18 protein-coding genes, 3 tRNA genes and 3 pseudogenes are annotated in these 24,141 nt (G+C 42.1%); 19 read left to right on the top strand and 5 right to left on the bottom strand.

Going from position 1 to position 24,141, the window contains the following annotated elements; all coding sequences use genetic code 11:
* Positions 1-85: 85 nt before the first annotated feature.
* Both BHV83_RS07310 and BHV83_RS07305 read right to left on the bottom strand, forming a co-directional pair.
* Complete coding sequence (locus tag BHV83_RS07310; RefSeq protein WP_009276108.1) at positions 86-1,873, bottom strand: glycoside hydrolase family 15 protein; 1,788 nt, start codon at positions 1,871-1,873, stop codon at positions 86-88.
* Between the two features lie 5 nt (positions 1,874-1,878).
* A pseudogene (locus BHV83_RS07305) lies at positions 1,879-4,084 on the bottom strand (bifunctional alpha,alpha-trehalose-phosphate synthase (UDP-forming)/trehalose-phosphatase).
* 702 nt (positions 4,085-4,786) lie between these two features.
* On the opposite strand from BHV83_RS07305, the gene BHV83_RS07300 reads away from it, so the two are divergent.
* The 11 genes and pseudogenes from BHV83_RS07300 to BHV83_RS07255 all read left to right on the top strand — a co-directional run.
* Positions 4,787-5,260 carry a hypothetical protein gene (locus BHV83_RS07300; protein WP_005868619.1) on the top strand — a complete coding sequence of 158 codons (474 nt, stop codon included), beginning with the start codon at positions 4,787-4,789 and terminating at the stop codon, positions 5,258-5,260.
* A gap of 35 nt (positions 5,261-5,295) precedes the next feature.
* Positions 5,296-5,487 carry a helix-turn-helix domain-containing protein gene (locus tag BHV83_RS07295; protein ID WP_008772525.1) on the top strand — a complete coding sequence of 64 codons (192 nt, stop codon included), beginning with the start codon at positions 5,296-5,298 and terminating at the stop codon, positions 5,485-5,487.
* Between the two features lie 370 nt (positions 5,488-5,857).
* Positions 5,858-5,938: a potassium-transporting ATPase subunit F gene (locus BHV83_RS21725; RefSeq protein WP_080504992.1), complete on the top strand. Its 81-nt coding sequence runs from the start codon at positions 5,858-5,860 to the stop codon at positions 5,936-5,938.
* A 26-nt stretch (positions 5,939-5,964) separates the two neighbouring features.
* A complete protein-coding gene (gene kdpA, locus BHV83_RS07290; RefSeq protein ID WP_057326909.1) occupies positions 5,965-7,674 on the top strand; it encodes a potassium-transporting ATPase subunit KdpA in 1,710 nt (569 codons plus the stop codon).
* A 16-nt stretch (positions 7,675-7,690) separates the two neighbouring features.
* Positions 7,691-9,730 carry a potassium-transporting ATPase subunit KdpB gene (kdpB, locus tag BHV83_RS07285; protein WP_005868612.1) on the top strand — a complete coding sequence of 680 codons (2,040 nt, stop codon included), beginning with the start codon at positions 7,691-7,693 and terminating at the stop codon, positions 9,728-9,730.
* Between the two features lie 80 nt (positions 9,731-9,810).
* On the top strand, positions 9,811-10,392 hold the full coding sequence (locus tag BHV83_RS07280; protein ID WP_005868610.1) for a K(+)-transporting ATPase subunit C: 582 nt from the start codon (positions 9,811-9,813) through the stop codon (positions 10,390-10,392).
* A gap of 32 nt (positions 10,393-10,424) precedes the next feature.
* The gene (locus tag BHV83_RS07275; RefSeq protein ID WP_005868608.1) at positions 10,425-11,195 is read left to right on the top strand and encodes a hypothetical protein; all 771 of its coding nucleotides are present in this window, start codon (positions 10,425-10,427) and stop codon (positions 11,193-11,195) included.
* A 13-nt stretch (positions 11,196-11,208) separates the two neighbouring features.
* Complete coding sequence (locus BHV83_RS07270) at positions 11,209-12,285, top strand: sensor protein KdpD (RefSeq protein WP_286757129.1); 1,077 nt, start codon at positions 11,209-11,211, stop codon at positions 12,283-12,285.
* Between the two features lie 10 nt (positions 12,286-12,295).
* Positions 12,296-14,014 carry a sensor histidine kinase gene (locus BHV83_RS07265; protein ID WP_034531510.1) on the top strand — a complete coding sequence of 573 codons (1,719 nt, stop codon included), beginning with the start codon at positions 12,296-12,298 and terminating at the stop codon, positions 14,012-14,014.
* Positions 14,015-14,042: 28 nt separating this feature from the next.
* Entirely contained in the window at positions 14,043-15,389 is a 1,347-nt protein-coding gene (locus BHV83_RS07260; RefSeq protein ID WP_057327956.1) for an aspartate kinase, read from the top strand.
* 328 nt (positions 15,390-15,717) lie between these two features.
* A pseudogene (locus BHV83_RS07255) lies at positions 15,718-16,161 on the top strand (ATP-binding protein); the annotation flags it as partial.
* Positions 16,162-16,314: 153 nt separating this feature from the next.
* Here BHV83_RS07255 and BHV83_RS21720 read toward each other — a convergent pair.
* Together BHV83_RS21720 and BHV83_RS07245 are read right to left on the bottom strand one after the other, a co-directional pair.
* Positions 16,315-16,529, bottom strand: a pseudogene (locus tag BHV83_RS21720) (site-specific integrase); the annotation flags it as partial.
* A gap of 251 nt (positions 16,530-16,780) precedes the next feature.
* Positions 16,781-16,842: transfer RNA gene (locus BHV83_RS07245), tRNA-Phe, on the bottom strand.
* 198 nt (positions 16,843-17,040) lie between these two features.
* Here BHV83_RS07245 and BHV83_RS07240 point away from each other — a divergent pair.
* Together BHV83_RS07240 and BHV83_RS07235 are read left to right on the top strand one after the other, a co-directional pair.
* Positions 17,041-17,114, top strand: a tRNA-Pro gene (locus BHV83_RS07240).
* Between the two features lie 66 nt (positions 17,115-17,180).
* Positions 17,181-17,855: an HAD family hydrolase gene (locus tag BHV83_RS07235; RefSeq protein ID WP_286757123.1), complete on the top strand. Its 675-nt coding sequence runs from the start codon at positions 17,181-17,183 to the stop codon at positions 17,853-17,855.
* A 22-nt stretch (positions 17,856-17,877) separates the two neighbouring features.
* Here the strand turns inward: BHV83_RS07235 and BHV83_RS07230 are convergent, their stop codons facing one another.
* The gene (locus BHV83_RS07230) at positions 17,878-18,465 is read right to left on the bottom strand and encodes an RNA polymerase sigma-70 factor (RefSeq protein ID WP_286757121.1); all 588 of its coding nucleotides are present in this window, start codon (positions 18,463-18,465) and stop codon (positions 17,878-17,880) included.
* Positions 18,466-18,600: 135 nt separating this feature from the next.
* On the opposite strand from BHV83_RS07230, the gene BHV83_RS07225 reads away from it, so the two are divergent.
* The 6 genes from BHV83_RS07225 to BHV83_RS07200 all read left to right on the top strand — a co-directional run bounded on the left by BHV83_RS07225 (position 18,601) and on the right by BHV83_RS07200 (position 24,107).
* Positions 18,601-18,673: transfer RNA gene (locus BHV83_RS07225), tRNA-Trp, on the top strand.
* A gap of 202 nt (positions 18,674-18,875) precedes the next feature.
* Positions 18,876-20,450: an SUMF1/EgtB/PvdO family nonheme iron enzyme gene (locus BHV83_RS07220; RefSeq protein WP_122246345.1), complete on the top strand. Its 1,575-nt coding sequence runs from the start codon at positions 18,876-18,878 to the stop codon at positions 20,448-20,450.
* A 20-nt stretch (positions 20,451-20,470) separates the two neighbouring features.
* The gene (locus tag BHV83_RS07215) at positions 20,471-21,853 is read left to right on the top strand and encodes a Gfo/Idh/MocA family oxidoreductase (protein WP_008779406.1); all 1,383 of its coding nucleotides are present in this window, start codon (positions 20,471-20,473) and stop codon (positions 21,851-21,853) included.
* 12 nt (positions 21,854-21,865) lie between these two features.
* Entirely contained in the window at positions 21,866-22,804 is a 939-nt protein-coding gene (locus BHV83_RS07210; RefSeq protein WP_005858715.1) for a sugar phosphate isomerase/epimerase family protein, read from the top strand.
* Positions 22,805-22,829: 25 nt separating this feature from the next.
* Positions 22,830-23,516 (top strand): LuxR family transcriptional regulator, encoded by a 687-nt coding sequence (locus BHV83_RS07205; RefSeq protein WP_005858717.1) that lies wholly within the window; start codon positions 22,830-22,832, stop codon positions 23,514-23,516.
* A gap of 9 nt (positions 23,517-23,525) precedes the next feature.
* Complete coding sequence (locus BHV83_RS07200; protein ID WP_012056204.1) at positions 23,526-24,107, top strand: helix-turn-helix transcriptional regulator; 582 nt, start codon at positions 23,526-23,528, stop codon at positions 24,105-24,107.
* Positions 24,108-24,141 lie beyond the last annotated feature (34 nt).

Here is a 24,141-nt window from a genome sequence, read left to right as displayed (position 1 = left end):
TCCTATGAGCTTTGTCCTATAAAAATAGAATAAAATCTCTTTCATAGTGAAAAAATATTTCCAAAATGAAAGAGATACAGAAGGTTTATTTAAAAGACAGTCGTATGTCCTCTTCCGAAAACAATATAGCGGTATTGACTAGTGCCAAATGGGAATATGCTTGAGGAAAATTCCCCAGTTGCTCCTTGGTTTCAAAATCAATGTCTTCACTGAAAAGTCCCAAGTGATTTGAATTATGAAGCATTTCCTCAAACAGACTACGTGCTTCTTCTTTTTCTCCAATGACATAAAGAGCACGGATGAGCCAGAACGTACAAATAGTAAAGGCGGAAGAGGGGAGTCCGAAATCATCATGAGATTTATAACGGTACATCAACCCTTTATAAAGTAACGCATTCTTTATCGCTTGCACTGTTTTATGGTAGCGTATGTCTCTCGGATCGATAAATCCATACGGTTCCATTAACAACAAGGACGCATCAAGGTCGGAATTACCGTAGGTTTGCGAGAAACTTTGCATCTCTTCTTTCCAACCGTTTTTCATGACATTTTCTTTGATTACGGTCGCTTCTTCCGACCAACGTCTCCGGTATGTCGGTTTGTTTAATAAATCTGCAATACGAGCTCCCCTGTCTAATGCGACCCAGCACATAACTTTGGAGGAAACAAAATGCTGTCCTTCTCCTCTAATCTCCCAAATGCCTTTGTCTGGTTTTTTCCAGTCAATCATCACATTCGTCAGGATACTTTTTACCATTTCCCACATATCTTCCACCTCGTCCAATGTACCGGGCATCAAACGATAGTATTGGTAGATCAGGTCCATTAAATAGCCGAACGAGTCATTTTGAAGCTGGTGGTAAGCATCATTACCGATCCGAACGGGTCGTGAGTTCTTATAACCGGAAAGATGTCCCAGAATAACTTCCGTCAATTTTCTTTCTCCGCGAATACCGTACATGATCTGGTAAGTATCGTGTTGAGAAACAAAAGTAGACTGGACAAATCTCATGAACCGCCTTGCGGCTTCCACATGGCCTATCTGGAACAAAGTTTCAATGGACATGGAGGCGTCGCGCAGCCAACAAAAACGATAATCCCAGTTACGGACTTCTCCGATCGTTTCCGGTAGGCTAGTTGTTATGGCCGCCAATACGGCTCCATTATAAAAAGACATCAATTTTAAAACTAGGAGACTTCGCTCAATGATATCGTTATAGACCGTAAACTTCTTGGTTCGGTCAGTCCAATTCAACCAATAAACCAGCGTCCGGCAGTATTCCAGTTTCTCACGCTCAATGTTGACGGGTATTACTTTCTCGTTATATGAAAGTAGCAAGAACTCGTCCTTAGCCAGTACGATTTCTTTCTGTTCCAAGATGTTGTGCAAAGGTAGTGAGGAATAAAGATATTGCCTATCTTTGCTGTTAGAAGTAGAGTAGGTCTCTATATATTCCGAGGTCGTGTTGAAAATTGTCTTTCCACGGGCATAGTCCGGAGCCGGCTCATAGTTGATTTTAAAACGGGGAGTACCTTTGATTCTGCGGATATATCGGTAGATCTCTGCCGGACGATAACAATTGCTCGCATCGCTCAGATGGTAACAAGGCATGAAATCTACAACGGCAAATTCATTTTCTTCTGATACGAAGTTGGTCGAAAGAATATTTGTATGAGGAACATACGATTGCGATATTTGATAATCCGGAGAAACCTCGAAGCCGAAATATCCCCCTTTCTCCCGATCGAGCAATGATGCAAAGATGGAAGGTGAGTCGAAGTTAGGGAAACATAACCAATCTATACTGCCTTTATCCGAAATCAAAGCCGCAGTGCAGCAATTTCCTATTACTCCGTAATTTAACTTGTCCATAAAAATTATTTTTTATTTGTCCACAATCCTTTAAAAAAATCAACGGTGGCTTTCAGTTGACCTTTTATGCTTTTGGAAGTCGTTCCGTAACTAACACCTTCACCCGACAATTCTTCCAAAAAAGGCAATACTTCTTCCTGCGAGGACAGATTGTATTTGGCTTTTTCAGATACAATTCCAACTTTAACTGTTATGGCGGATACTGGAAGAGCCCGAAACATATCCTCATCCGTCGTGTCATCTCCCATTGCTAGTATAAAATCATAGCGGGAAGCCAATAATAGGCGATCTACTTCCGAACCTTTTGTGCATTCTGGAGATTTTATTTCCACGACTTTGTTGCCCTGCATGATTTGTAATCCCTTTTTCAGGCAAACAGGCATTATAGCCTTTGTTAGCTGTTGCGCTCTCAGCTCTCCCAGCCAGGCGTCCGATTCTCTATAATGCCAGGCAAGAGCAGCTTCTTTTGTCTCAAGATGAGAGTACGGGGTTTTGCTTACAAACAAATTTAGAATAAACAATAGCTCCGAATCCCACTCTCGATTGCCTATGTTTTTATGCCATGCGCCTTTTTCCTTGTAAAATGCACCATGCTCGGCGGCAAAAGACAGAGGAAGATCTCCCAGCCATTTCTCCAATGTATAGTGGTCCCGCCCGCTATTAATGGTTACATGATTCCGAGGGTCGGAACAAAAACGCTGTAACAGGTCTCGTAATGCAGGTGTTGGAACTGCATCTTCCGGATGATTTTTGAATGCAGTTAATGTTCCGTCGTAATCCAGCAAAATCAAGCGCTTTTTCGCTTGGTCATATAATGTTTTGATTTCGTTCTGGTCTTGTGCGGAGATCTTTTTCTTTTGTAATCGTTTGTTTTTCTCTGCGGTCTGCCGCCATTCTCTCATGAAATCCGCAGCCCATTTGTTTACGGTTTGAACCGAAAGGATGGCTTGCATCCGCTGAAGCCTTTCTTTTTGTTCCTCCAATGGCATTTTCAATGCACGGCAAATGGCTTGTTCGATCTGGTCCGTGTCGTTTGGATTAATCAATAAAGCATCAGACAATTCAACCGAAGCACCGGCCATTTCACTTAAAATGAGTACCCCCGGATTATCTTGTTTGGTAGCGACATACTCTTTTGCCACAAGATTCATACCATCGCGCAAAGGGGTTACCAAGGCTATATCGGCAACATAATACATCGCTACTAATTCCTCAAAAGAGAAACCGTGATAAAAATAACATACCGGAGTCCAATTCATGGTAGAGTAAGTTCCATTGATAGAACCGATCTCCTCGTCTATTTTGGTTTTCAATTCGGCATAACTGCCTACATGGTCGCGAGAGGGGACGATAACCATCGCCAATGTCACTTTCCCGTGATATTCCGGATGATTTTTCAAAAAAGAGGCGAATCCGTAAAGACGGTGCAATATTCCTTTGCTGTAATCCAGTCGGTCTACCGATATGATTAACTTATGATCTCCAAATAGAAAGATCATAGTTTATCCCCATCGGTAATGCATCCACACGGGTTACACGATCATTCATTTGAACTTCATCCAGATTGAAATTCTTATGAAGGACGCGTTCCGTCGCACTGATGAAATGACGCATATAATCGTGAATGTGAAAAGCGACAAAGTCGGCTCCCAAAAGTCCGTTCAGGATCTCGACCCTTTCGGGCAGAATCCGGAAAAGTTCATGTGAAGGAAACGGAATATGGTGGAAATACCCGATATGAAGGTTGGGAAACTTCTCACGGAGCATGCCCGGCAACAGCATTAACTGATAGTCCTGTACCCAAACCCAATCATTAGGTTCAACTATCCGCGATATCTCTTCACAAAAAACAGCATTGACTTCCCTATATGATTCCCAAAAGTTCTTTTTATATAACGTATAAGCAAAAAAGTAATGACAGAGGGGCCATAGGGTACTGTTGCTATATCCTTCGTAGTAATTTTCATACTGCCTGTCGGATAAGAATACCGGATGATAATTATTTTTTTCCAATTGACTGCAAATGTCATCTTTTTCCGTCTTTTGTTCTACGCAGACGCCAGGCCAACCGATCCAATGTTTTTCACAATCAACGTCCAATGACTTCAAACCTGTAGCCAGCCCTCCTTCGCTCCGTGAAAAAACAAATTTTCCATCGGAGGAACGTGTAACTTTTACAGGCAACCTATTCGAAATGATAAATAATCTCATATTTGAAATATTATATACAACACAAAGCAAAATCCATACCAATTTGTATTTGTCATTGATAAACAGATGTTTGTAAATAGGGAAGCCTAAGTAATATTACCAAAATGAAAAAGTGTTTTTCATTTTAGTTGGTTTTTTTTACTTTCAATTTAGAATTGATATTTTTAATCAATTGATATATAGTGATTTATGTTTATTATTCTTAAATTGGTCTGATTTTGGCATTATCTTTATCAGTTTAGATTTCCGAAGAAAGTATCATTAATATTCATCTTCGGTTGTCTGCTATAAGAAACAATGTAGAACAACAAAGAAACAAAATGGTATTTTTTATTTATCAATTAGGCTCGCTTGCCTCTGTATGGGCAATCAGCAATTTAATAAAAAAAGATGTTCCTCAAAGGATCAAAAACAAGATTATCGTTCTGTTACTAGTAACAAGCTGGATTGGTGTTTTTGGATATTTTTTCATTTTGAAAAACAGGATTGAAAAATGGTGGCCTTGCAAGAAGTATTTGGTTGCCCATAGAAGGATATAAGTTTCATATTATATATTATTGCAATTAAAGTTGTTTTATGTGTACCAAAATCTTTTTCTCCATTCATTATGTAAAGATTTGAATTGTTTTTTTCTTTTTGAGCCGTGGATATAATTTATTCACGGCTTATTTAAAGGATTTGATTTCAAAAATTAGGATACAAATGGAAAAGAATATGCGGATGAAATTTTTGAAGCAACGGATAACGGTAATATTACTGTTTGTGGCTAGCGTATGTATATGTGGTAACATCAATGAATTCTATTTCTTCGAAAATGATTATTATTTTAAATATCTGCTGAATACTTTTACAGGAATCATCCTTTTGACAGGAATTGCCTATTTATGCTATCCTCAAAAGAAGACAAATCAGGAAAATGAATTGGTGCTGAATGAATACAAACTGGTGTATGAAACGGAGTCTACCGCATCGCAATATTTTATTTCTGATACAGAAGCTTGGAACACATTAAGAAAACAATTGAAAACAACAGCTCGGGGACATGCTATTTTATATATCAGCGAAAGTTGCGAATTGCCTATAATCAATAACACGATTTTAGCTAAAAAGAGAAATTTCGATTGTTGGAAGCCTGTCTGTGCAGGGCAGATATCTAAAGATTTTGGTGAGATTTAAAGTGATCATAAAAAATATATGGCAGCCATAATACGATGTCCATGGAAAGGAAATGTCAATTATCTGAAAATATGGGGAATAATATTGAATTGGACCTAATCAGCGTTGAAAAGCACCTCATTCAGAAAGTTCTCCAACATACCAACGGATACAAACCCGAAGCAGCTCGTCTTCTTGGGATAGGCTTAACCACACTTTATAAGAAGATGGAAGCCTATGGACTATAATGTGGAACACTTTGTTCTTGCATACCCGGTAGGTTACCTAAAACAGGCAGCTTGCCTTTTTATATACCTTTTCAAAATGAAAAGGATATTTTCATTTTGAAAAGGATTGAGCATATTACATAATAATATTATTTTTTTGATTATATAACTGATAAACAATATATTGTGCATAAACTCGATTTTTTGGCACAACTTTGGCATATAGTAGGGCGGAAAACAAATAAATAGTATTAATAATTAAAAGAGACAAGTATGGAAGATACGTTATCATTTTTGTTCTTGTGTGCTACCGGTGTAGTATGCTATTGGTTTTTCTTCAAGTGTGTGGACTGGTTTGAGAAAATTTAATGTAAGAAAGGAGAATTAAATTATGTTTTTAGCACTGTTTATACTTTGCTTATTGATCTTCGGGTATTTGATGTATGTCCTAATTAAGCCCGAAAAGTTTTAATGGTAATTATTTTTTTAAGTGAAAAGATGAATACAGAAATTTTAGGTGTAGCATTGCAGATATTGCTGCTGCTGGTTATCAGTTACCCGCTGGGAAAGCATATCGCCAAGGTGTATAAGGATGGAAACGACTGCATGCGTTTCATGGCTCCAATTGAAAGATTTATTTACAAACTGGCGGGTATCAACCCCAATGAAGAGATGGATTGGAAGGCATTCTTGAAATCTCTGCTTATTATAAACGTATTTTGGTTCTTCTGGGGTATGATCCTGTTGGTATCGCAAGGATATCTTCCTTTGAATCCTGATGGGAACAGCGGACAAAGTCCAGATTTGGCGTTCAACACGTGTATTAGTTTCATGGTTAACTGTAACTTGCAGCACTATAGCGGAGAAAGCGGTTTGACTTATTTTACACAGTTGTTCGTCATCATGTTGTTCCAGTTCATCACTGCTGCAACAGGTATGGCTGCTATGGCTGGAATTATGAAATCGATGGCTACCAAAACAACTAAAACAATCGGCAACTTCTGGCACTATTTAGTGATCAGCTGTACACGTATCCTTTTCCCGATGTCTCTGATCGTGGGTTTCATCCTGATCATACAAGGTACGCCGATGGGCTTCGACTCCAAAATGACAATCCCGACATTGGAAGGAGCAGAACAAACTGTTTCACAAGGCCCTACAGCTGCAATCGTTCCGATTAAACAGTTAGGTACGAATGGTGGTGGTTACTTCGGAGTAAACTCTTCTCACCCATTGGAAAACCCGACTTACCTGACCAATATTGTAGAATGCTGGTCTATTCTGATCATTCCGATGGCATTGGTATTTGCTTTGGGATTTTATCTGAAACGTAAAAAGTTAGGTTATGTGATCTATGGTGTAATGCTGTTTGCTTATCTTTTGGGGGTATTCTGTAACGTTCACTATGAGATGGCAGGTAACCCGAAAATCGACGAGATGGGTATTGACCAGTCTTGTGGTGCTATGGAAGGTAAGGAAACCCGTCTGGGTCCGGGCGCAACCGCTTTGTGGTCTGTGACTACGACCGTCACCTCTAATGGTTCCGTTAACGGTATGCACGACAGCACAATGCCTCTTTCCGGTATGGTGGAGATGTTGAACATGCAGATCAATACATGGTTTGGTGGTGTCGGCGTAGGTTTCATGAACTACTATGCATTCTTGATCATAGCTGTATTCATCAGCGGTTTGATGGTCGGACGTACGCCGGAATTCTTAGGTAAAAAGGTAGAAGCCCGAGAAATGAAGATTGCGACGATCGTTTCGTTGGCTCACCCGTTCGTGATTTTGATCTTTACGGCTATCTCTTCCTACGTATGGGTATATGCCCCTGAATTCGTAGAGAGCGAGGGTGGCTGGTTGAACAACCCCGGTTTCCATGGTTTCAGTGAAATGTTATATGAATATACTTCTTCTTCTGCTAACAACGGTTCCGGTTTTGAAGGATTAGGCGACAATACCTATTTCTGGAACTACACTTGCGGTTTGGCACTGATCATTTCACGTTATTTGCCAATTGTCGGACAGGTAGCTATTGCAGGTCTTTTGGCAAACAAGAAGTACACTCCGGAAAGCGCGGGTACATTAAAGACTGATACGGTTACATTCGGTGTGATGACATTCTGCGTAATCGTCATCGTTGCTGCCTTGTCATTCTTCCCGGCACAAACATTAGGCCCGATCGCCGAATATTTTAGTATTTACTAATTGACAGATTAAGAAGATGAGAAATAACAAAACTGCTTCTTTATTTCCAAAGGAGCTCGTTATAGAAAGTTTGAAGCAATCATTCGTTAAGTTGAATCCGCGGATGATGTTCCGTAACCCGATCATGTTTATCGTGGAGGTGGTGACGTTCGTCATGTTGTTTGTTACGATTTGGGCTGCTGCCACCGGTGATACAACGCAAGGATCTTTCGGTTACAATATCTTAGTGTTTATTGTATTGTTCGCCACGTTGCTTTTCGCCAACTTCGCAGAGGCGATTGCAGAGGCACGAGGCAAGGCTCAGGCCGACAGTTTGCGTAAGACCCGGGAAGAAACTCCTGCCAAATTGTGTGTCGGTAACAAGATCGAAACGGTCAGTTCTTCTCAGTTGAAGAAAGGCGACATCTTTATTTGTGAAGCCGGCGACACGATTCCTTCCGATGGTGAAATTATCGAAGGTCTGGCTTCTATCGATGAAAGCGCCATCACAGGTGAATCTGCTCCGGTGATCCGTGAAGCGGGTGGAGATAAGAGTTCTGTAACAGGCGGTACGAAAGTATTGTCCGACCAGATCAAGGTGAAAGTGACGACCGAACCGGGTGAAAGTTTCTTGGATAAGATGATCGCCTTGGTGGAAGGCGCTTCTCGCCAGAAAACTCCGAACGAAATCGCCTTGACAATCTTGCTGGCAGGTTTTACATTGGTATTCGTTGTTGTTTGCGGTACCTTGAAACCGTTTGCTGATTATTCCAACACGACGATTACGATCGCAGCCTTTATCTCTTTGTTCGTTTGTTTGATCCCGACTACGATCGGTGGTTTGTTATCTGCCATCGGCATTGCCGGTATGGATCGTGCGTTGTCTGCTAATGTAATCACCAAATCCGGTAAGGCGGTTGAAACAGCCGGTGACATTGATACTTTGCTGCTCGACAAGACCGGTACGATCACGATCGGTAACCGTAAAGCAACCCAATTCTATCCGGTATCCGGCATTGACGAACACTCTTTTGTACAAGCTTGTCTACTGTCCTCTCTTTCTGACGATACACCCGAAGGTAAGTCAATCGTGGAACTGGGACGTGAAAAAGGTGTACGTGTACATGATCTGAATACATCTGGATCAAAGATGATCAAGTTTACGGCAGAAACTAAATGTTCAGGGGTGGATTTGGCAAACGGTACTCGCATCCGTAAAGGAGCTTTTGATGCTATTCGTAAGATGAGTGAGGCTGCCGGCAACAAATATCCGAAAGAAGTGGCCGATTTGGTTCAGAAGATCACGAGTAACGGCGGTACTCCGCTGGTTGTTTCACAGGATGATTTCATCATTGGTGTGATCGAGTTACAGGATATCATCAAACCGGGTATCCAAGAACGTTTTGAACGTTTGCGTAAGATGGGTGTGAAGACGGTAATGGTAACCGGTGATAACCCGTTGACCGCAAAATATATCGCTGAAAAAGCCGGTGTAGACGATTATATCGCCGAAGCCAAACCGGAAGACAAGATGAACTATATCCGTAAGGAACAGGAAAACGGTAAGCTGGTCGCCATGATGGGGGACGGTACGAACGATGCCCCGGCCTTGGCTCAGGCAAACGTTGGTGTCGCAATGAACAGTGGTACGCAGGCTGCCAAGGAAGCTGGTAATATGGTTGATTTGGACAACGACCCAACGAAACTGATCGAGATTGTCGAAATCGGTAAACAGTTGCTGATGACTCGCGGTACGCTGACTACTTTCAGTATCGCTAACGACGTGGCCAAGTATTTCGCTATCGTACCAGCTCTGTTCATGGTTACGATCCCGGCATTGGCCCCGATGAACATCATGCACCTGCACAGTCCGGAATCAGCGATCCTGAGTGCGATCATCTTTAATGCGATCATCATCCCGATTCTGATCCCTCTGGCATTACGTGGTGTGGCTTATAAACCGATCGGTGCTTCCGCATTGCTTCGTCGCAACTTGCTGATCTACGGTTTGGGCGGTGTAATTGCCCCGTTCATTGGTATCAAGTTGATAGATATGATTGTAAGTTTATTCATGTAAAAGTAAAATCAATATTAAAAACCTTCCTCCCTCTGTATGAAGATAGGAGGAAGGTTAAGAAAATAAAACAATAATTCATTATGATATCAAATCTTTTTAAATCATTAAGACTGACAATTGCATTTTGTTTGTTCTTCAGTGTTTTCTACATCTTCGTTTTGTGGTTGTTTGCCCAAGTGGCAGGACCGAATAAGGGTAATGCCGAACTGGTTACATTGAATGGAAAAGTAGTGGGGGCCGCCAATGTTGGTCAGAATTTCACGCAAGATATTTATTTCTGGGGACGTCCTTCCCATGCTGGTGACGGTTACGATGCATCCAGTTCGGCAGGTAGTAACAAGGGACCTTCCAATGAAGAACATTTAGCTTTGTTGGAAGAACGTATTGATACATTCTTGGTTCATCATCCTTACCTAACCCGTGAAAAAGTTCCGGCTGAAATCATCACGGCCAGCAGTTCCGGTTTGGATCCCCATATCTCACCGAAAGCCGCTTATGCACAGGCCAAACGTGTAGCGGACGCTCGTGGATGGTCGGAAGAAAAGGTAATGGGTATCGTCAATTCTCATGTTGAGAAACCGTTATTGGGTATGTTCGGAACGGAGAAAGTAAATGTATTGAAATTAAATGTTGCGCTTGATCAAGCATCAAATAACAAATAACAAATTTTTAATAAGTCAATTAGATTTAGGTTATGAAATCATTCGTAAAAAAAGTAGCAGCCTTGGCAGTTGTATTCTCAATGGCATCTTCTACGTTGGCTAATGCACAGGAAGAGGATGGTAAAGTAAGTTTTTCTGTACAGGGAGATTTGGTAAGTTCCTATATTTGGCGTGGTTTCTACCAAACTGGTGCTAGCTTCCAGCCGACACTATCACTGGGGGTAGGTAATTTCTCTTTGACAGCCTGGGGATCTACCGATTTTCAGGGAGCAAACTCTACATCTATGCCTGCGGCTAAAGAGATAGATTTAACGGCAGCGTATACATTCGGATCAGCTGGTCCTACATTGTCTGTCGCTAGCTTATGGTGGGCAGGGCAAGGCTCTTGCCGTTATTTTAACTTCAAAAGCCATGAAACAGATCACCATTTTGAAGCAGGTTTGGCTTACACTTTGCCTATTGAGAAGTTACCTTTGTCTATCACTTGGAATTTCATGTTTGCCGGTCAAGACAAAGATGAAAATGGAAACCAAAACTATTCTTCTTATGTGGAGTTGAATTTTCCATTCACAGTGAAGGGCGTCGATCTGAATGCAACTTGTGGTGTTCTTCCGTATGATGCGGGAATAACTACGTATGGAGGTGATGTAAATAGTGGATTTGCAGTAACGAATGTTGCATTGAAAGCAACGAAAGATATCAAAATCACGGATTCTTTCTCATTACCTATTTTTACACAGGCAATTTGGAACCCTCGTATGGAGGATGCCCATCTTGTCTTGGGAATTTCTTTAAGACCTTGATATAATAATACGCATGGACCGAGAACAAAGTGTACAACATTTTTTAGATTTGTTGAAAAAGTCAGGTAAATCGTATCGGATGCTATCAGATGCCCACCAATTACTGGAAAGCGGTATCGATGTCAAGATCGGTTATATAGAAACACATGGGAGAGTCGAGACGGAGGCATTGGTGGAAGGATTGCCTATCATCCCCCGCCGCAAGATATTTTATAAAGGAAAAGAGATCGAAGAGATGGACTTGCAGTCGATTCTCAGTATCCATCCTGAAGTTGTCATCGTTGACGAATTGGCTCATACCAATGTCGAAGGCAGTAAGAACGAAAAGCGTTGGCAGGATGTCATGGATATACTGGATGCCGGTATCAGTGTGATCACGGCGGTCAATATTCAGCATATAGAAGGACTTAACGAGATGGTGCAGGACGTGGTTGGCATTGAGGTCAAGGAACGTATTCCTGATATCGTACTGGAGCAGGCTGATGAAGTGGTCAACATAGACCTTACCGCTGACGAATTGCTGGCTCGGTTAAAAGCCGGAAAAATATACAAACCCGATAAGATACAAACAGCATTAAATAATTTCTTTAAGGCTGAACATATTCTTCAGCTTAGGGAGTTGGCATTGAAAGAGGTAGCTTTGCGGGTAGAAAAAAAAGTGGAGAATACCATTCCAGAGAATCTCGGCGTACGCCACGAAAGGTTTATGGCCTGCATCAGCAGTAATGAGAAAACTCCCCGTAAGATCATACGGAAAGTCGCACGGTTGGCAACCCGATATAATTCCAAGTTTTTTGTACTGTATGTACAAACCCCAAGAGAAAGTTCCGACAGGATTCCGTTGGCAAGTCAAAGGCATTTGCTTAACCATTTCAAGTTGGCAACGGAACTTGGAGGAGAAATCATTCAAGTGCAATCCCCACATATAACGGATGCGATCGTACAGGTTTGTAAAGAAAAGCAAATCAGTACGCTATGTATCGGACGACCAGCTTTAAAATATCCTTCCGCTATCCTTGCGATGGTTCACTATCGGAACATGTTAGAAGAGTTGGCTCAATTAGGCATTGATTTAATAATATTAGCATAAAAATCCTTCCATGAATATGAATATAAAAACAAAGTTGACTTATGGGATAGGACTTTTATTTGTCCTGATCACTTTATTAGGTGGATTGGCTATAAAAAACATTCATAATGTATCGGATGACACGCAGAATATCCTAGCGGATAATTATAATTCACTCCTTTATTCCCGTCAGATGCTCGAGTCACTGGATGCCATTCGGGAAAATCCGAATGCCCGAAAAGAGTTTGAGGCCGGGTTGGAAGCTCAGAAAAAAAATCTGACAGAGAAGGATGAAGACATACTGACCAACCGATTAAGTTCGAACTGTGAAAAGGCGTTGGATGACATGGATGATGAATCGATTCGGCAGATACGCCAGACGATTTATACCATTATGGCAGTCAATATGTCAGCCATTTATGAAAAGAATGAAGTGGCTGTCCATACGGCGGAAAGGTCTCTCTTTTGGATCTGGACGGTAGGGATTGCTTGTATCGTGATCGCCTTCCTCTTTCTGGCTCGCCTGCCACGCTCGGTCAGCGTACAGATCCGGAAATTGACGGATGGCATCAAGGAAATCACCAATGCCAATTACAGCAAACGGCTCAATTTGGGTAATGAACCGGAGTTTAAGGAAATAGCCACGTTGTTCAACGAGATGGCCGAGCGCTTGGCCGAATACAGGAACAGTTCGCTGGAAGATATCCTGCAAGGGAAAAAATATATAGAAACAATTATCAACAGCATTGCAGAACCTATCATAGGCTTGAGTAAGGAACGGAAGATTTTGTTTGTCAATGACGAGGCTTTGACTGTTTTGAATTTGACACGGGAAAACATTATCGACAAACCGGCTCCCGAAGTGGCGTTAAAAAATGATCTGCTGCGCCGTTTGATCCGCCAGTTGGTACATCCCGATGACAATAAGGATCCGTTGAAAATCTATGCGGACAACAAGGAAAGCTATTTTCAAGTAAAATACATCCCGATCAACGTTAACAGGCAGACTGGACTGGAGGGTAAGTATGTCGGGGATGTGATCCTGTTGAAGAACGTGACCGAATTTAAAGAAAAAGATATTGCAAAGACAACTTTTATTTCAACGATCTCTCATGAACTGAAGACACCGATATCGGCTATCATGATGAGCTTGGAACTGCTGGAAGACAATCGGATCGGAAAACTGAATACAGAACAGGAGAGCCTTTCCAAGAACATAAAGGAAAATAGCGACCGTTTGTTGGAGATCACTGGCGAATTGTTGAAGATGTCACAGGTAGAAAGCGGTAAGCTCTACCTGAATCCGAAGATTACCAAACCGATCGAACTGATCGACTATGCCATCAAGGCGAACCGGGTACAGGCCGAGCGTTTTAACTGTCAGATCGAAGTGGAGTATCCTGAAAAGATCACCAAATTGTTTGTCGACAGCGAGAAAATTGCTTGGGTTGTGACCAACCTGTTATCGAACGCCATCCGTTATTCGTCGGAGAACGGACGGATTATCATCGGTGCACGACAGATCGACAAAGCCGTCGAGATCTATGTCAAGGACTTCGGAAAGGGCATTGACTCGCGTTACCACGAAAGTATTTTCGACCACTATTTCCGTGTGCCGGGAACAAAAGTACAAGGTAGCGGTTTGGGACTTGCCATCAGCAAGGACTTTGTGGAAGCTCATGGTGGTACGATCCGTATCGAAAGCGAAGTCGGTAAAGGTAGCACGTTCGTGATCAGATTCAATGTATAAAAAGTAAAATCAAAAATCAGATAGTCTAATGAAAGTATTAAAATTTGGTGGTACTTCAGTCGGTTCTGCCCAGCGGATCAAGAATGTCGCATCAATCATTTGCGATCAGGAACAGAAAATAGTAGTACTCTCTGCCATGGCAGGGACAACAAACTCTTTAGTGGAGATATCTGAGTGTTTCCATAAGAAAGATCCGGGAAAAGCCAATGCGATCCTTTCTGCTTTGGAACAAGCTTATGTCAATCATATAGAAGAATTATACCAAAGCGATACCTACAAAGAAAGGGCCATGCAATACATGCTTGAACGGTCTCAACATGTCTGGTCTTTCTCTAATATGCCTTTCAGCATGTTCGATGAAAAGGAAATCTTGGCGCAGGGTGAGCTAATATCAACCTTTCTGATGACCTGCTATCTGGAAGAACAAGGAGTGAAGGTAGTTTTATTGCCTGCGTTGAACTTCATGCGAATTACAATGGACAATGAACCGGACATGGAATATATCGCTAAACACCTAAATACACTTTTGGAGCAAAACAAAGAGGCAGAAATATATATTACGCAAGGTTTCATCTGCCGGAATGCTTACGGCAGCATTGACAACTTGGAAAGAGGAGGAAGCGATTACACCGCCTCTCTAATTGGAGCGGCTATCCAAGCAGAAGAGATACAGATATGGACGGATATTGACGGGATGCACAACAACGATCCACGGTTTGTCAATGACACCGCTCCTGTTAGGCAGTTGAACTTCGACGAAGCCGCTAAGTTGGCACATTTCGGTGCCAAGATACTACATCCGACTTGCATCCTGCCTGCCAAGGAAAAGAACATACCGGTACGCCTCTTGAACGCATTGCAGCCAAATGCGTCGGGTACATTGATCTCGAATACGGCGGAAAAGGGTGCGATCAAAGCTGTTGCCGCCAAAGACAACATCACGTATGTCAAGATCAAGTCGCTCCATACGATACCGACACCTCATTTTCTGAGCATCGTGTTTGATACGTTCTATAATTACAATACGCCGGTGGACATGGTGACCACTTCCGATATCGGGGTTTCCGTAACGATTGATGATGACAAGCATATAGACGAGATTGTGGGTGTATTACGGAAATACGCAACGATTACAGTCGAAAAGAATATGGTGATTGTTTGTGTTGTTGGTGACCTAGAATGGCAAAATGTCGGTTTTGAGGCACGCATCATCAATGCATTGAAAGATATTCCCGTACGGATGATTTCATACGGCGGAAGTAGTAGTAATGTATCGTTGGTGATGAAAGCGGAAGATAAAGTGCATGCTTTGAAGGCGCTTAGTGAACACTTGTTTTCCGTATCAGACAAACCTGTGTTATCATCCGTTTCTTAAAAGAAAATTAAGATTAATAGTTGAGCATATTTGTTTTTTGATTTGTTTTAGAAATGAAGCAGAAGCAGTCTTTTTTTGTAGAGACTGCTTCTATTTTTCGGTAATAAACAATGAAAATTCTTCTGTGTATTGACAGGTGGAAAATTTGGTATAAACTGTCCCCCCATTGTCCTATCTAAAGAGTTCCCCAAAATCCAATTTAAATTGCCCCACCAAAAAAACATTAAAAGAGTTACAGAATCAGTTCATAATTCTACATTAATCTATTAAATAGACAAAACAGATAGTATTCCCAATAAATCAATCAGCATGAACAAGTTTTGTCAAGGAGGTGTGCGACTTGTTTGTCATGGGAAGCTCCGGTACAGGAAAGAGCTACATTGCCACAGCCTTGGGATACAGAGTCTGCCAGAAAGGATTGAAAGTGCTGTATGCCAATACTTCCAGACTTTTAGGGCAGTTGAAGGCCACCAAGGTAAAAGGTAGCATCCTGTAGGAGCTGAAAAAGATAGAAAGGACGGATATGCTTATACAGGATGATTTCGGCTTGCAGCCGTTGGACAACGGAAGCAGAATGCATCTGATGGACATCATCGAAGACCGATATGGTAAGAAATCAACACTGATTGCATCACAATTGCCGGTCAAAGACAAGTATGATGTCATCGGCAAGGAGACAATAGCCGGCGCAGTCATGTACAGAATAACTCACCAAGCCGCAAGAATTGAGCTGCACGGAGAGTCCTTACGCAAAATTTGCGGGAAGAAATGAATGACTATATTGGCAGTAAATAAAAATTACAAACCCAGCACAAATCGAAAGCTAATGAACTGATTATATGATGTTTTTTTTGTATTTTAGGAAAAATAAATCGGGGGTCAATTTAAGTTGGATATTGGGGATCTGTTTCATTCGAGTTTCCAAGTTGTCGTTATACTCCTTGAACACATTATATAATGTTTTGAAAGTTTCGTCCTTTCCCTGATAGCGGTTTACTATGGCACGTGCGGAGACAATCTTTTCCTCCAATTCCAAGTCTTGGTAAATCTGATAGAATTTCACACGCAGAGGTACTTTCCCGTTTTTAACGTTTTACTACGCTTAATGAAGAACAACACGCTGAATATTTCTCTTTCCATACAGCTCAATTTTTAATGATACAAAGTTAGGAAATCGAACCGAGAACCCGGTTATGTAAAATAGATCAATGTGCTGTAAAAAAACGAAGTAGCACTTGTGCTGTGTAACATTTTAGGCTTTCTAAAACTATCCCCCGAATAAGGATGTATAGTTTGCTTTAGTCCCACTTATTTTGCTTATTCTTGGAAATGAAAAATCCCTGAATTTCAAAGAAATTCAGGGATTTACATCGTTTTTCTTTTCTTAAAAGTGGTGCCAACCGGGGACACAAGGATTTTCAGTCCTTTGCTCTACCAACTGAGCTATGGCACCATCATGTCGTTTTGTATATCGTTGTTTCGATTACGGGTGCAAAGGTAGGTATTATTTTTAATCCAGCAAATGTTTTGAAAGAAAAATTCACAGGACAGTAAATTATCTATTTTTCCTGCAAAAAAATCCACTTTTCTCTTGCAGGTTCAAAAACAATGTGTACCTTTGCACCCGTAATCGAGACAACGATACAAAAAACGGGATGTAGCACAGTTGGCTAGCGCGCCACGTTCGGGACGTGGAGGTCGGAAGTTCGAGTCTTCTCATCCCGACTCATCAAAAAGGCAAGAATCTTGAAAGAGATCTTGCCTTTCTTTTTTCAATCCTATTAATATCTAATGAATAACAAAAGGTATCAACATATATTGTTCGATCTGGACGGTACATTAACCGATCCTATGATTGGTATTACCAGTTCTGTAAAGTACGCCCTCTCCTATTTCAATATAGAAGTAGAAGATTTACGATCTTTATGCCCTTTCATCGGGCCACCATTAAAAACATCCTTTAAGGACTTCTATCAGTTTACGGATGAGCAAGCAGATGTAGCCATTGCTAAATACCGGGAATATTTTTCAAAACAAGGTATTTTCGAGAATACCCTGTATCAAGGTATTGAAGAATTACTCCGTTTGCTTACCGAAAACGAAATGAAAATCTACTTAGCCACCTCAAAGCCGCAACCCTTCGCTCAACAAATTCTAGAATATTTCCACTTAGAATCTTATTTTACATTTGTTGGAGGAAGCACATTCAACGGAAACCGTTCCGAAAAAGCGGATGTAATACAATATGTATTAGACAGTACCGATATAAAAACACGGTCTGACGTAGTCATGATCGGTGATCGTAAATATGATATAGAAGGGGCCAAAGCGAATAACATAGATTCAATAGGAGTCCTTTACGGCTACGGGGATGAAGAAGAATTAGCGAATGTCGGAGCAAACAAAATCGTTACTGATATAAAAGAACTATCATCTTTCCTTCTAACAGGGAATATCCCCATATAGAAAGCTTAAGCAGATCTATAAATCACATTAAAATAAACATCAGCAATAAAGAGAATGAAATATTTGGAAAGCTCGGCTTCAACCGGGCTACCAATTTTTCTATAGCGATCTTCATCTGTACACGAACCGTACTCTCTTGAACCGATAATATTTCCGCGATCTCCTTCGTTTTCAATCCCTCCTCACGAGACATCAAAAACACAAGACGGCATTTCTCAGGAAGTTCGTCAATCGCTTTATCAAGCATCTCTCTCATCTCTTTTAACTCCAAATGCTCCTCCGGAGAACCCTCATCTTCCTCTTCCATTAATGGCAACAACTCATTTAAAGAAGCCCTATTCAAGTCTTTATTCCTTGCTTGATAACGAAAAGACTCGTTACGTACAGAAATATATAAATAAGTATCTATATTATCAATCTCCTTTAATCGTTTCCGAGATTGCCAGACCGAGAAAAAAACATCTGTCACAACTTCACGGCATGCCTCCTTCTCGCCTAAACAATAATAAGCGAAGCGAAAAACCTGATCATAATATAAATTATAAAAACGTTCGAAAGCTCCCCTGTTATCTACCGACACAGATTCAAGCAACCCTTTGATATCTCGCACAAAAACTCCCACTCCTTTATCTTTGATTTGGCAAACATACTAAATATAATCTAAATGCCTTTTTAAAAAGCAGACTATTTTTTCTCATATTTTACTTGCATATTCAAATTATTAAACTACTTTTGCACCCGCAATACGGAAGTAGCTCAGTCGGTAGAGCACTGGTCTCCAAAACCAGGTGTCGGGAGTTCGAGCCTCTCCTTCCGTGCGTGAGCGGCAACACAATGAATATGTGTTGCCGCTTTTTATTATTCACCCTCTCTTCCCATTGCGATAAAAAAGCGTAAATAAGACAACATTTTTCGTTAAAGAGACTATTTTTTCTTTCAATATATAAAGGAATATACTACTTTTATTGCCGATTTTAAATCTAATTGAGACTTAGTGTAAATCGTATACCATAGAAACAGATGACAACTAACAAATTTTCAAATCGATACTCGTCTGAGAGGAAAAAGTATTTTTTCAAAAGTAAGGCGTTTATCCTGTTCCTCGGATTATTTTTGGGAGCTGGGATTATGATCGCCCTTTATAAAACATCTGTATATTTCTCGACAGATGAATCTTGTATGATGTGCCACGTGCATCCTCACGTAGAAAACAGTTGGAAACTTTCCAAGCATGTAAATAATGGAAGTGGCGTTAAGACACATTGCGTAGCTTGTCACCTCCCACCCCAAACAAATACTTGGAAACATTATAGCGCAAAGGCTAAATTGGGTATGAAAGATGTTTGGTCATACTTGACTAAAGACAGTGCGGATTTCAATTGGGAAACTAAGTCCGAGTTGGAACACGCCGTTAAATATATCCCCAATGAATCTTGTAAGGAGTGCCATCAGAACTTATTCCCCGAAGGAATTACCGATGATGGTGTAACGGCACATTTATATTATGATGAGAATGAGAAAAAGCTAGATCTACAATGTATTAGTTGCCATTTGGATGCAGGACATTACAATCCAAACTACAATCACTCCAAGATGGTTGGTATACCAGGACAAAATACATCCGGGGCATCTTCGGATACCAGCTTGTTTTTTAAGGAACCAACTACAGTTACCTCTTTCACCGACTATGTAGAACAAATTCCCGGAACAATGGTATCATTCAAGATGATTGCTATCCCCGGAGGTTCATTCAAAATGGGTAGTGAGGAAAAAGAGGCATTTCATAAAGCAGATGAGTCGCCTGTACACAACGTAACTGTCAGTCCGTTTTTCATGGCTGAGGTCGAGGTGACTTGGGATCAATACTGGGCTTTCTATGGGAATACGATGAGTGAGGGCCGTACCCCGCCAGAGACCGTGTACGCAAATAACAGTAATCCGAATGTCGATGCCATCTCCGGTCCGACACCTCCGTTCGGTTTCCCGGATCAAGGCTGGGGTGGCGGAGATCGCCCGGCTATTACAATGACTCATTATGCGGCCGAGACTTTCTGCCAATGGTTATCCAAGAAAACAGGAAAGACTTATCGTTTACCGACCGAGGCGGAATGGGAATATGCGGCACGTGGCGGCACGGAAACGCCTTATTTCTTTACGGGCAATCCAAAAGATTTCTCCGATCAAGGCTTCTGGCGTAAATTTTTCGACGCAAAGACTGATAGTATAGGTTCTTATGTGATTTATAGCAAGAACAGCAAAAATAAGACGCAAGAACCGGATTTGGTAAAAGCCAACCCTTTTGGGTTAAAGAATATGTTGGGTAATGTAATGGAATATTGTGCCGACAAGTATGATCCTGAAGCTTACGCTAAAAGCGGAAGTAGCGCCACAGATCCATTAGTTACTGAAGGTACAGAATGGGTAGTGAGAGGCGGTAATTACACCTCCGATGCGGCAGATCTTCGCTGCGCTTCCCGTGATTATACCAAACATGAAGCTTGGTTAAAAACCGATCCGCAACAACCGAAGAGTATCTGGTGGTACTCCGATATCAGAGGAATCGGTTTCCGTGTTGTATGTGAACCTAATAAATAGTGTCTAAAAAAAATAATATCATGAAAAAAGAGAACAGCATTAGCAGAAGATCATTTCTGAAAAGTTCAGCCCTAGCGGGTGCGCTTGGAGCAATTGGAACAGGTAGTACAGTTGGTGTATTAACTTCTTGTGGTGGAGGTGAAAGTGCGAACGCAATAAAGCCTTTGAAAGAACCCGGTACTTATTACGTGCCCGAATTACCAGATTTGGCGACTGATGGAAAAGAACTAAAAGCTGGTGTAATCGGTTGTGGCGGACGTGGTTCCGGAGCCGCTTTTAACTTCTTGAACGCTGCAAACGGCGTTACGATCGTGGCTTTAGGCGATACGTTCCAAGAACGTGTCGATGATTTGGCAAAGAAATTAAAAGATGAGAAAGGAATTGATGTACCGGCTGATAAACGTTTCGTCGGCTTGGATGCGTACAAACAAGTGATTGATAGCGGCGTAGATGTAGTGATCGTCGCCACTCCTCCCGTATTCCGTCCAGTTCATTTCCAATACGCCACAGAAAAGGGCAAACATTCCTTCTTAGAGAAACCTATCTGTGTTGATCCGGTTGGTTACCGTACCATTATGGCTACCGCAAAACAAGCTGCGGCAAAGAACTTATGTGTCGTAACCGGTACTCAACGCCATCACCAACGCAGTTATGTCGAGTCTTACAAGAAGATCATGGAAGGATTGATCGGTGAGATCACGGGCGGTACGGTTTACTGGAATCAGAATATGCTTTGGTATCGGGATCGTCAACCGGAATGGAACGATTGCGAATATATGATCAAGGACTGGGTAAACTGGAAATGGCTTTCCGGCGACCATATCGTAGAGCAACACGTACATAATATAGATGTATTCACTTGGTTCAGCGGATTGAAACCAGTCAAGGCTGTAGGTTTCGGTTCTCGCCACCGTCGTATCACTGGCGACCAATATGATAACTTCAGCGTTGATTTCACAATGGAAAATGGTATCCATATGCATAGTATGTGCCGCCAGATAGATGGTTGTGCAAATAATGTAAGCGAATTCATCCAAGGAACCAAGGGATCATGGAGCAGTGACACGATGGAGATCAAGGATTTGGCAGGAAACGTTATCTGGAAATATGATAGTGAGGCCGAAAAAGCGAACTTCAAGCAAACTGACCCGTATACATTAGAGCATGTAAACTGGATCAACTGCATCCGTGGTGGTAAACAAATCGAGCAAGCTTCTGAGACTGCTATCTCCAATATGGCCGCAATCATGGGTCGTGAGTCCGCTTACACGGGTGCCGAGACCACTTGGGATGCCATGACTGCCTCAGCATTGGATTACACTCCGAAAGATTTGAACTTAGGAAAGATGGATATGAGCGGCTTCGTCGTTCCTGTTCCGGGTAAACCAATCGACAAGAAATAATCCAGACTGTTTATGACATTAAATAGAAGAAACTTTTTAAGAACCTCCTTATCCGGCGCTGCTTTAGCGGTAGGAAGTACGGCCTTGGCCTCCTGCTCTTCCAAGTCGGCAAACACTGCCAAAGGAGAAAAAGGGAGCGACAAGCCCGGCAAAGACCTTGAATTAAAGCTTTCTTTCCAAGAGGGAATCGCCCCGGGTGAAAGTTTGAACGAGAAACTTGATTTTATGGAGAAGTTGGGCGTTGTAGGTTTTGAGCCGGGTGGCGGAGGATTAGCCAGCCGGGTAAACGAGATCAAGCAGGCCTTAAACGGACGTAATATCAAAGTGAGTGCCATTTGCGCCGGCTTCAAAGGCTTTATTCTTTCTACCGATCCAGCCATCCGCAAGGAATGCATGGATACGATGAAAGAGATCATCGCCGCAGCCGGTGAATTAGGTTCTACGGGCGTGATTATCGTTCCTGCTTTTAATGGTCAAGTCCCCGCCTTGCCTCATACGATGGAGACACGGGATTTCCTTTGCGAGCAATTCAACGAGATGGGAACTTTCGCCGCCCAGCATGGGACTAGCGTCATCTTTGAACCTTTGAACCGAAAAGAGTGTTTTTATCTACGTCAAGTAGCCGACGCCGCCTCTTTATGCCGGGATATCAATAATCCGGGTGTACGTTGCATGGGCGACTTCTGGCATATGACATGGGAAGAGACCTCTGATATGGGAGCCTTTATCTCCGGTGGAGAGTATCTCCAACACGTACACGTGGCCAGCCGCAAACGTCGCAGCATGCCGGGTGAGGATGGAGATGCCGATAACTATATCAATGGCTTCAAGGGATTGAAAATGATTGGTTATAACAACTACGTAAGTTTCGAGTGCGGATGTCAGGGAGACCGTAACGTGGTAGTCCCCGCCGCCGTCAAGTTATTACGTGAACAATGGGAACAAGCTTGATAAGATGCCTTTAGTATACCCAAATATGCAATTGAGTGAGGTGGTGGAAGAACACCCCTCACTCATTCCCGTAATCAACCGGTTTGGGATTCGTCTCGGGCTTGGCGACAAATCGGTGAAGACGCTCTGTGAAGAACATTCGTTGGATACGGACTTTTTATTGACAGTGATCAATACCTTCCTCAACGAGGAGTATTTTCCGGAGAAGAAGTTACAAACTTTCCATACATCGCAGATCATTGATTACCTGACAAAGACGAACCAATACTATTTACGTTATCAGCTCCCCAATATAGAACGCCATCTAGGTTCCTTTATCTCGATGAGTACGCCCGGCAATCCTACTCTTGGATTGATAGGACGCTTCTTCTCCTCGTTCAAGGAAGAACTCATTGCCCGCATCGAGAAAGATGATAAGATATGGTTCCCCTACTGCATGTCGTTAAGTAAAAAGCTGGGAAAAGAACCGGCGGGAACGATCGATGGATTGCAAATCACCTCCGAGCAACGTACGGAAGATACCATCGAGGCCCTTTTAGCCGACTTAAAAAGTATCATGGTCAAGCATCTTTCGGGAGATTACGACGAGAATTTATGTTATGCCGTCCTCTTCTCCATCTGTAGTCTGGAGAAAGACATCAAACAACACAACCGGATCCGGTATCGAATCCTTACCCCCATGGTCTCGGCCATGGAAAAATTATGTATCTAACGATCTGAAATGCATCGAAACAAACAAATAGCGATCATACTGTCTGATACCCTAAGAAGTATTGGGCTGCAAAGCTTGCTGACCGACTACTTCCCCCCGGTAGAGGTTTGCTATTTTCCAAATTTCGAGATGCTTTCCTCCACAGGAAGCGACACCTACGATTACTATTTCACCGATTCAGATACCCTTGTGCTCAACGCAGATTTCTTCCTCCCGAGAAGAAACAAGACCGCCATCCTCATCGACAGCACCGAAGAACACGGGGCGCTCTCGTCTACGAACCGTATCACGTTACGTTCCTCCCAAGAGACCATTATCGAGCAATTGCAACAATTATTTACGAGCGACAGCTCCGGCAACACCACAACCGAAAACAACAAGGACCTATCCAGCCGTGAGGTAGACGTACTTCAACTGATCGTAAAAGGCATCACGAATAAAGAGATCGCCGATAAGCTGAACATCAGCTTGAACACCGTCCTTACCCATCGTAAGAACATCACCGCCAAGCTGGGCATCAAGACCGTATCCGGTCTCACCTTCTACGCCATCATGAACGGGATCATCTCCGGCGACGATATCGAACTATAGCGAAGCCAACAAACCAGCTTTCAAAATCACTACA

This window comes from Parabacteroides sp. merdae-related_45_40 (assembly GCF_001915675.1).
The sequence above is the reverse complement of the archived record's forward strand: the minus strand, read 5'-3'. Positions and strand labels throughout refer to the sequence as shown.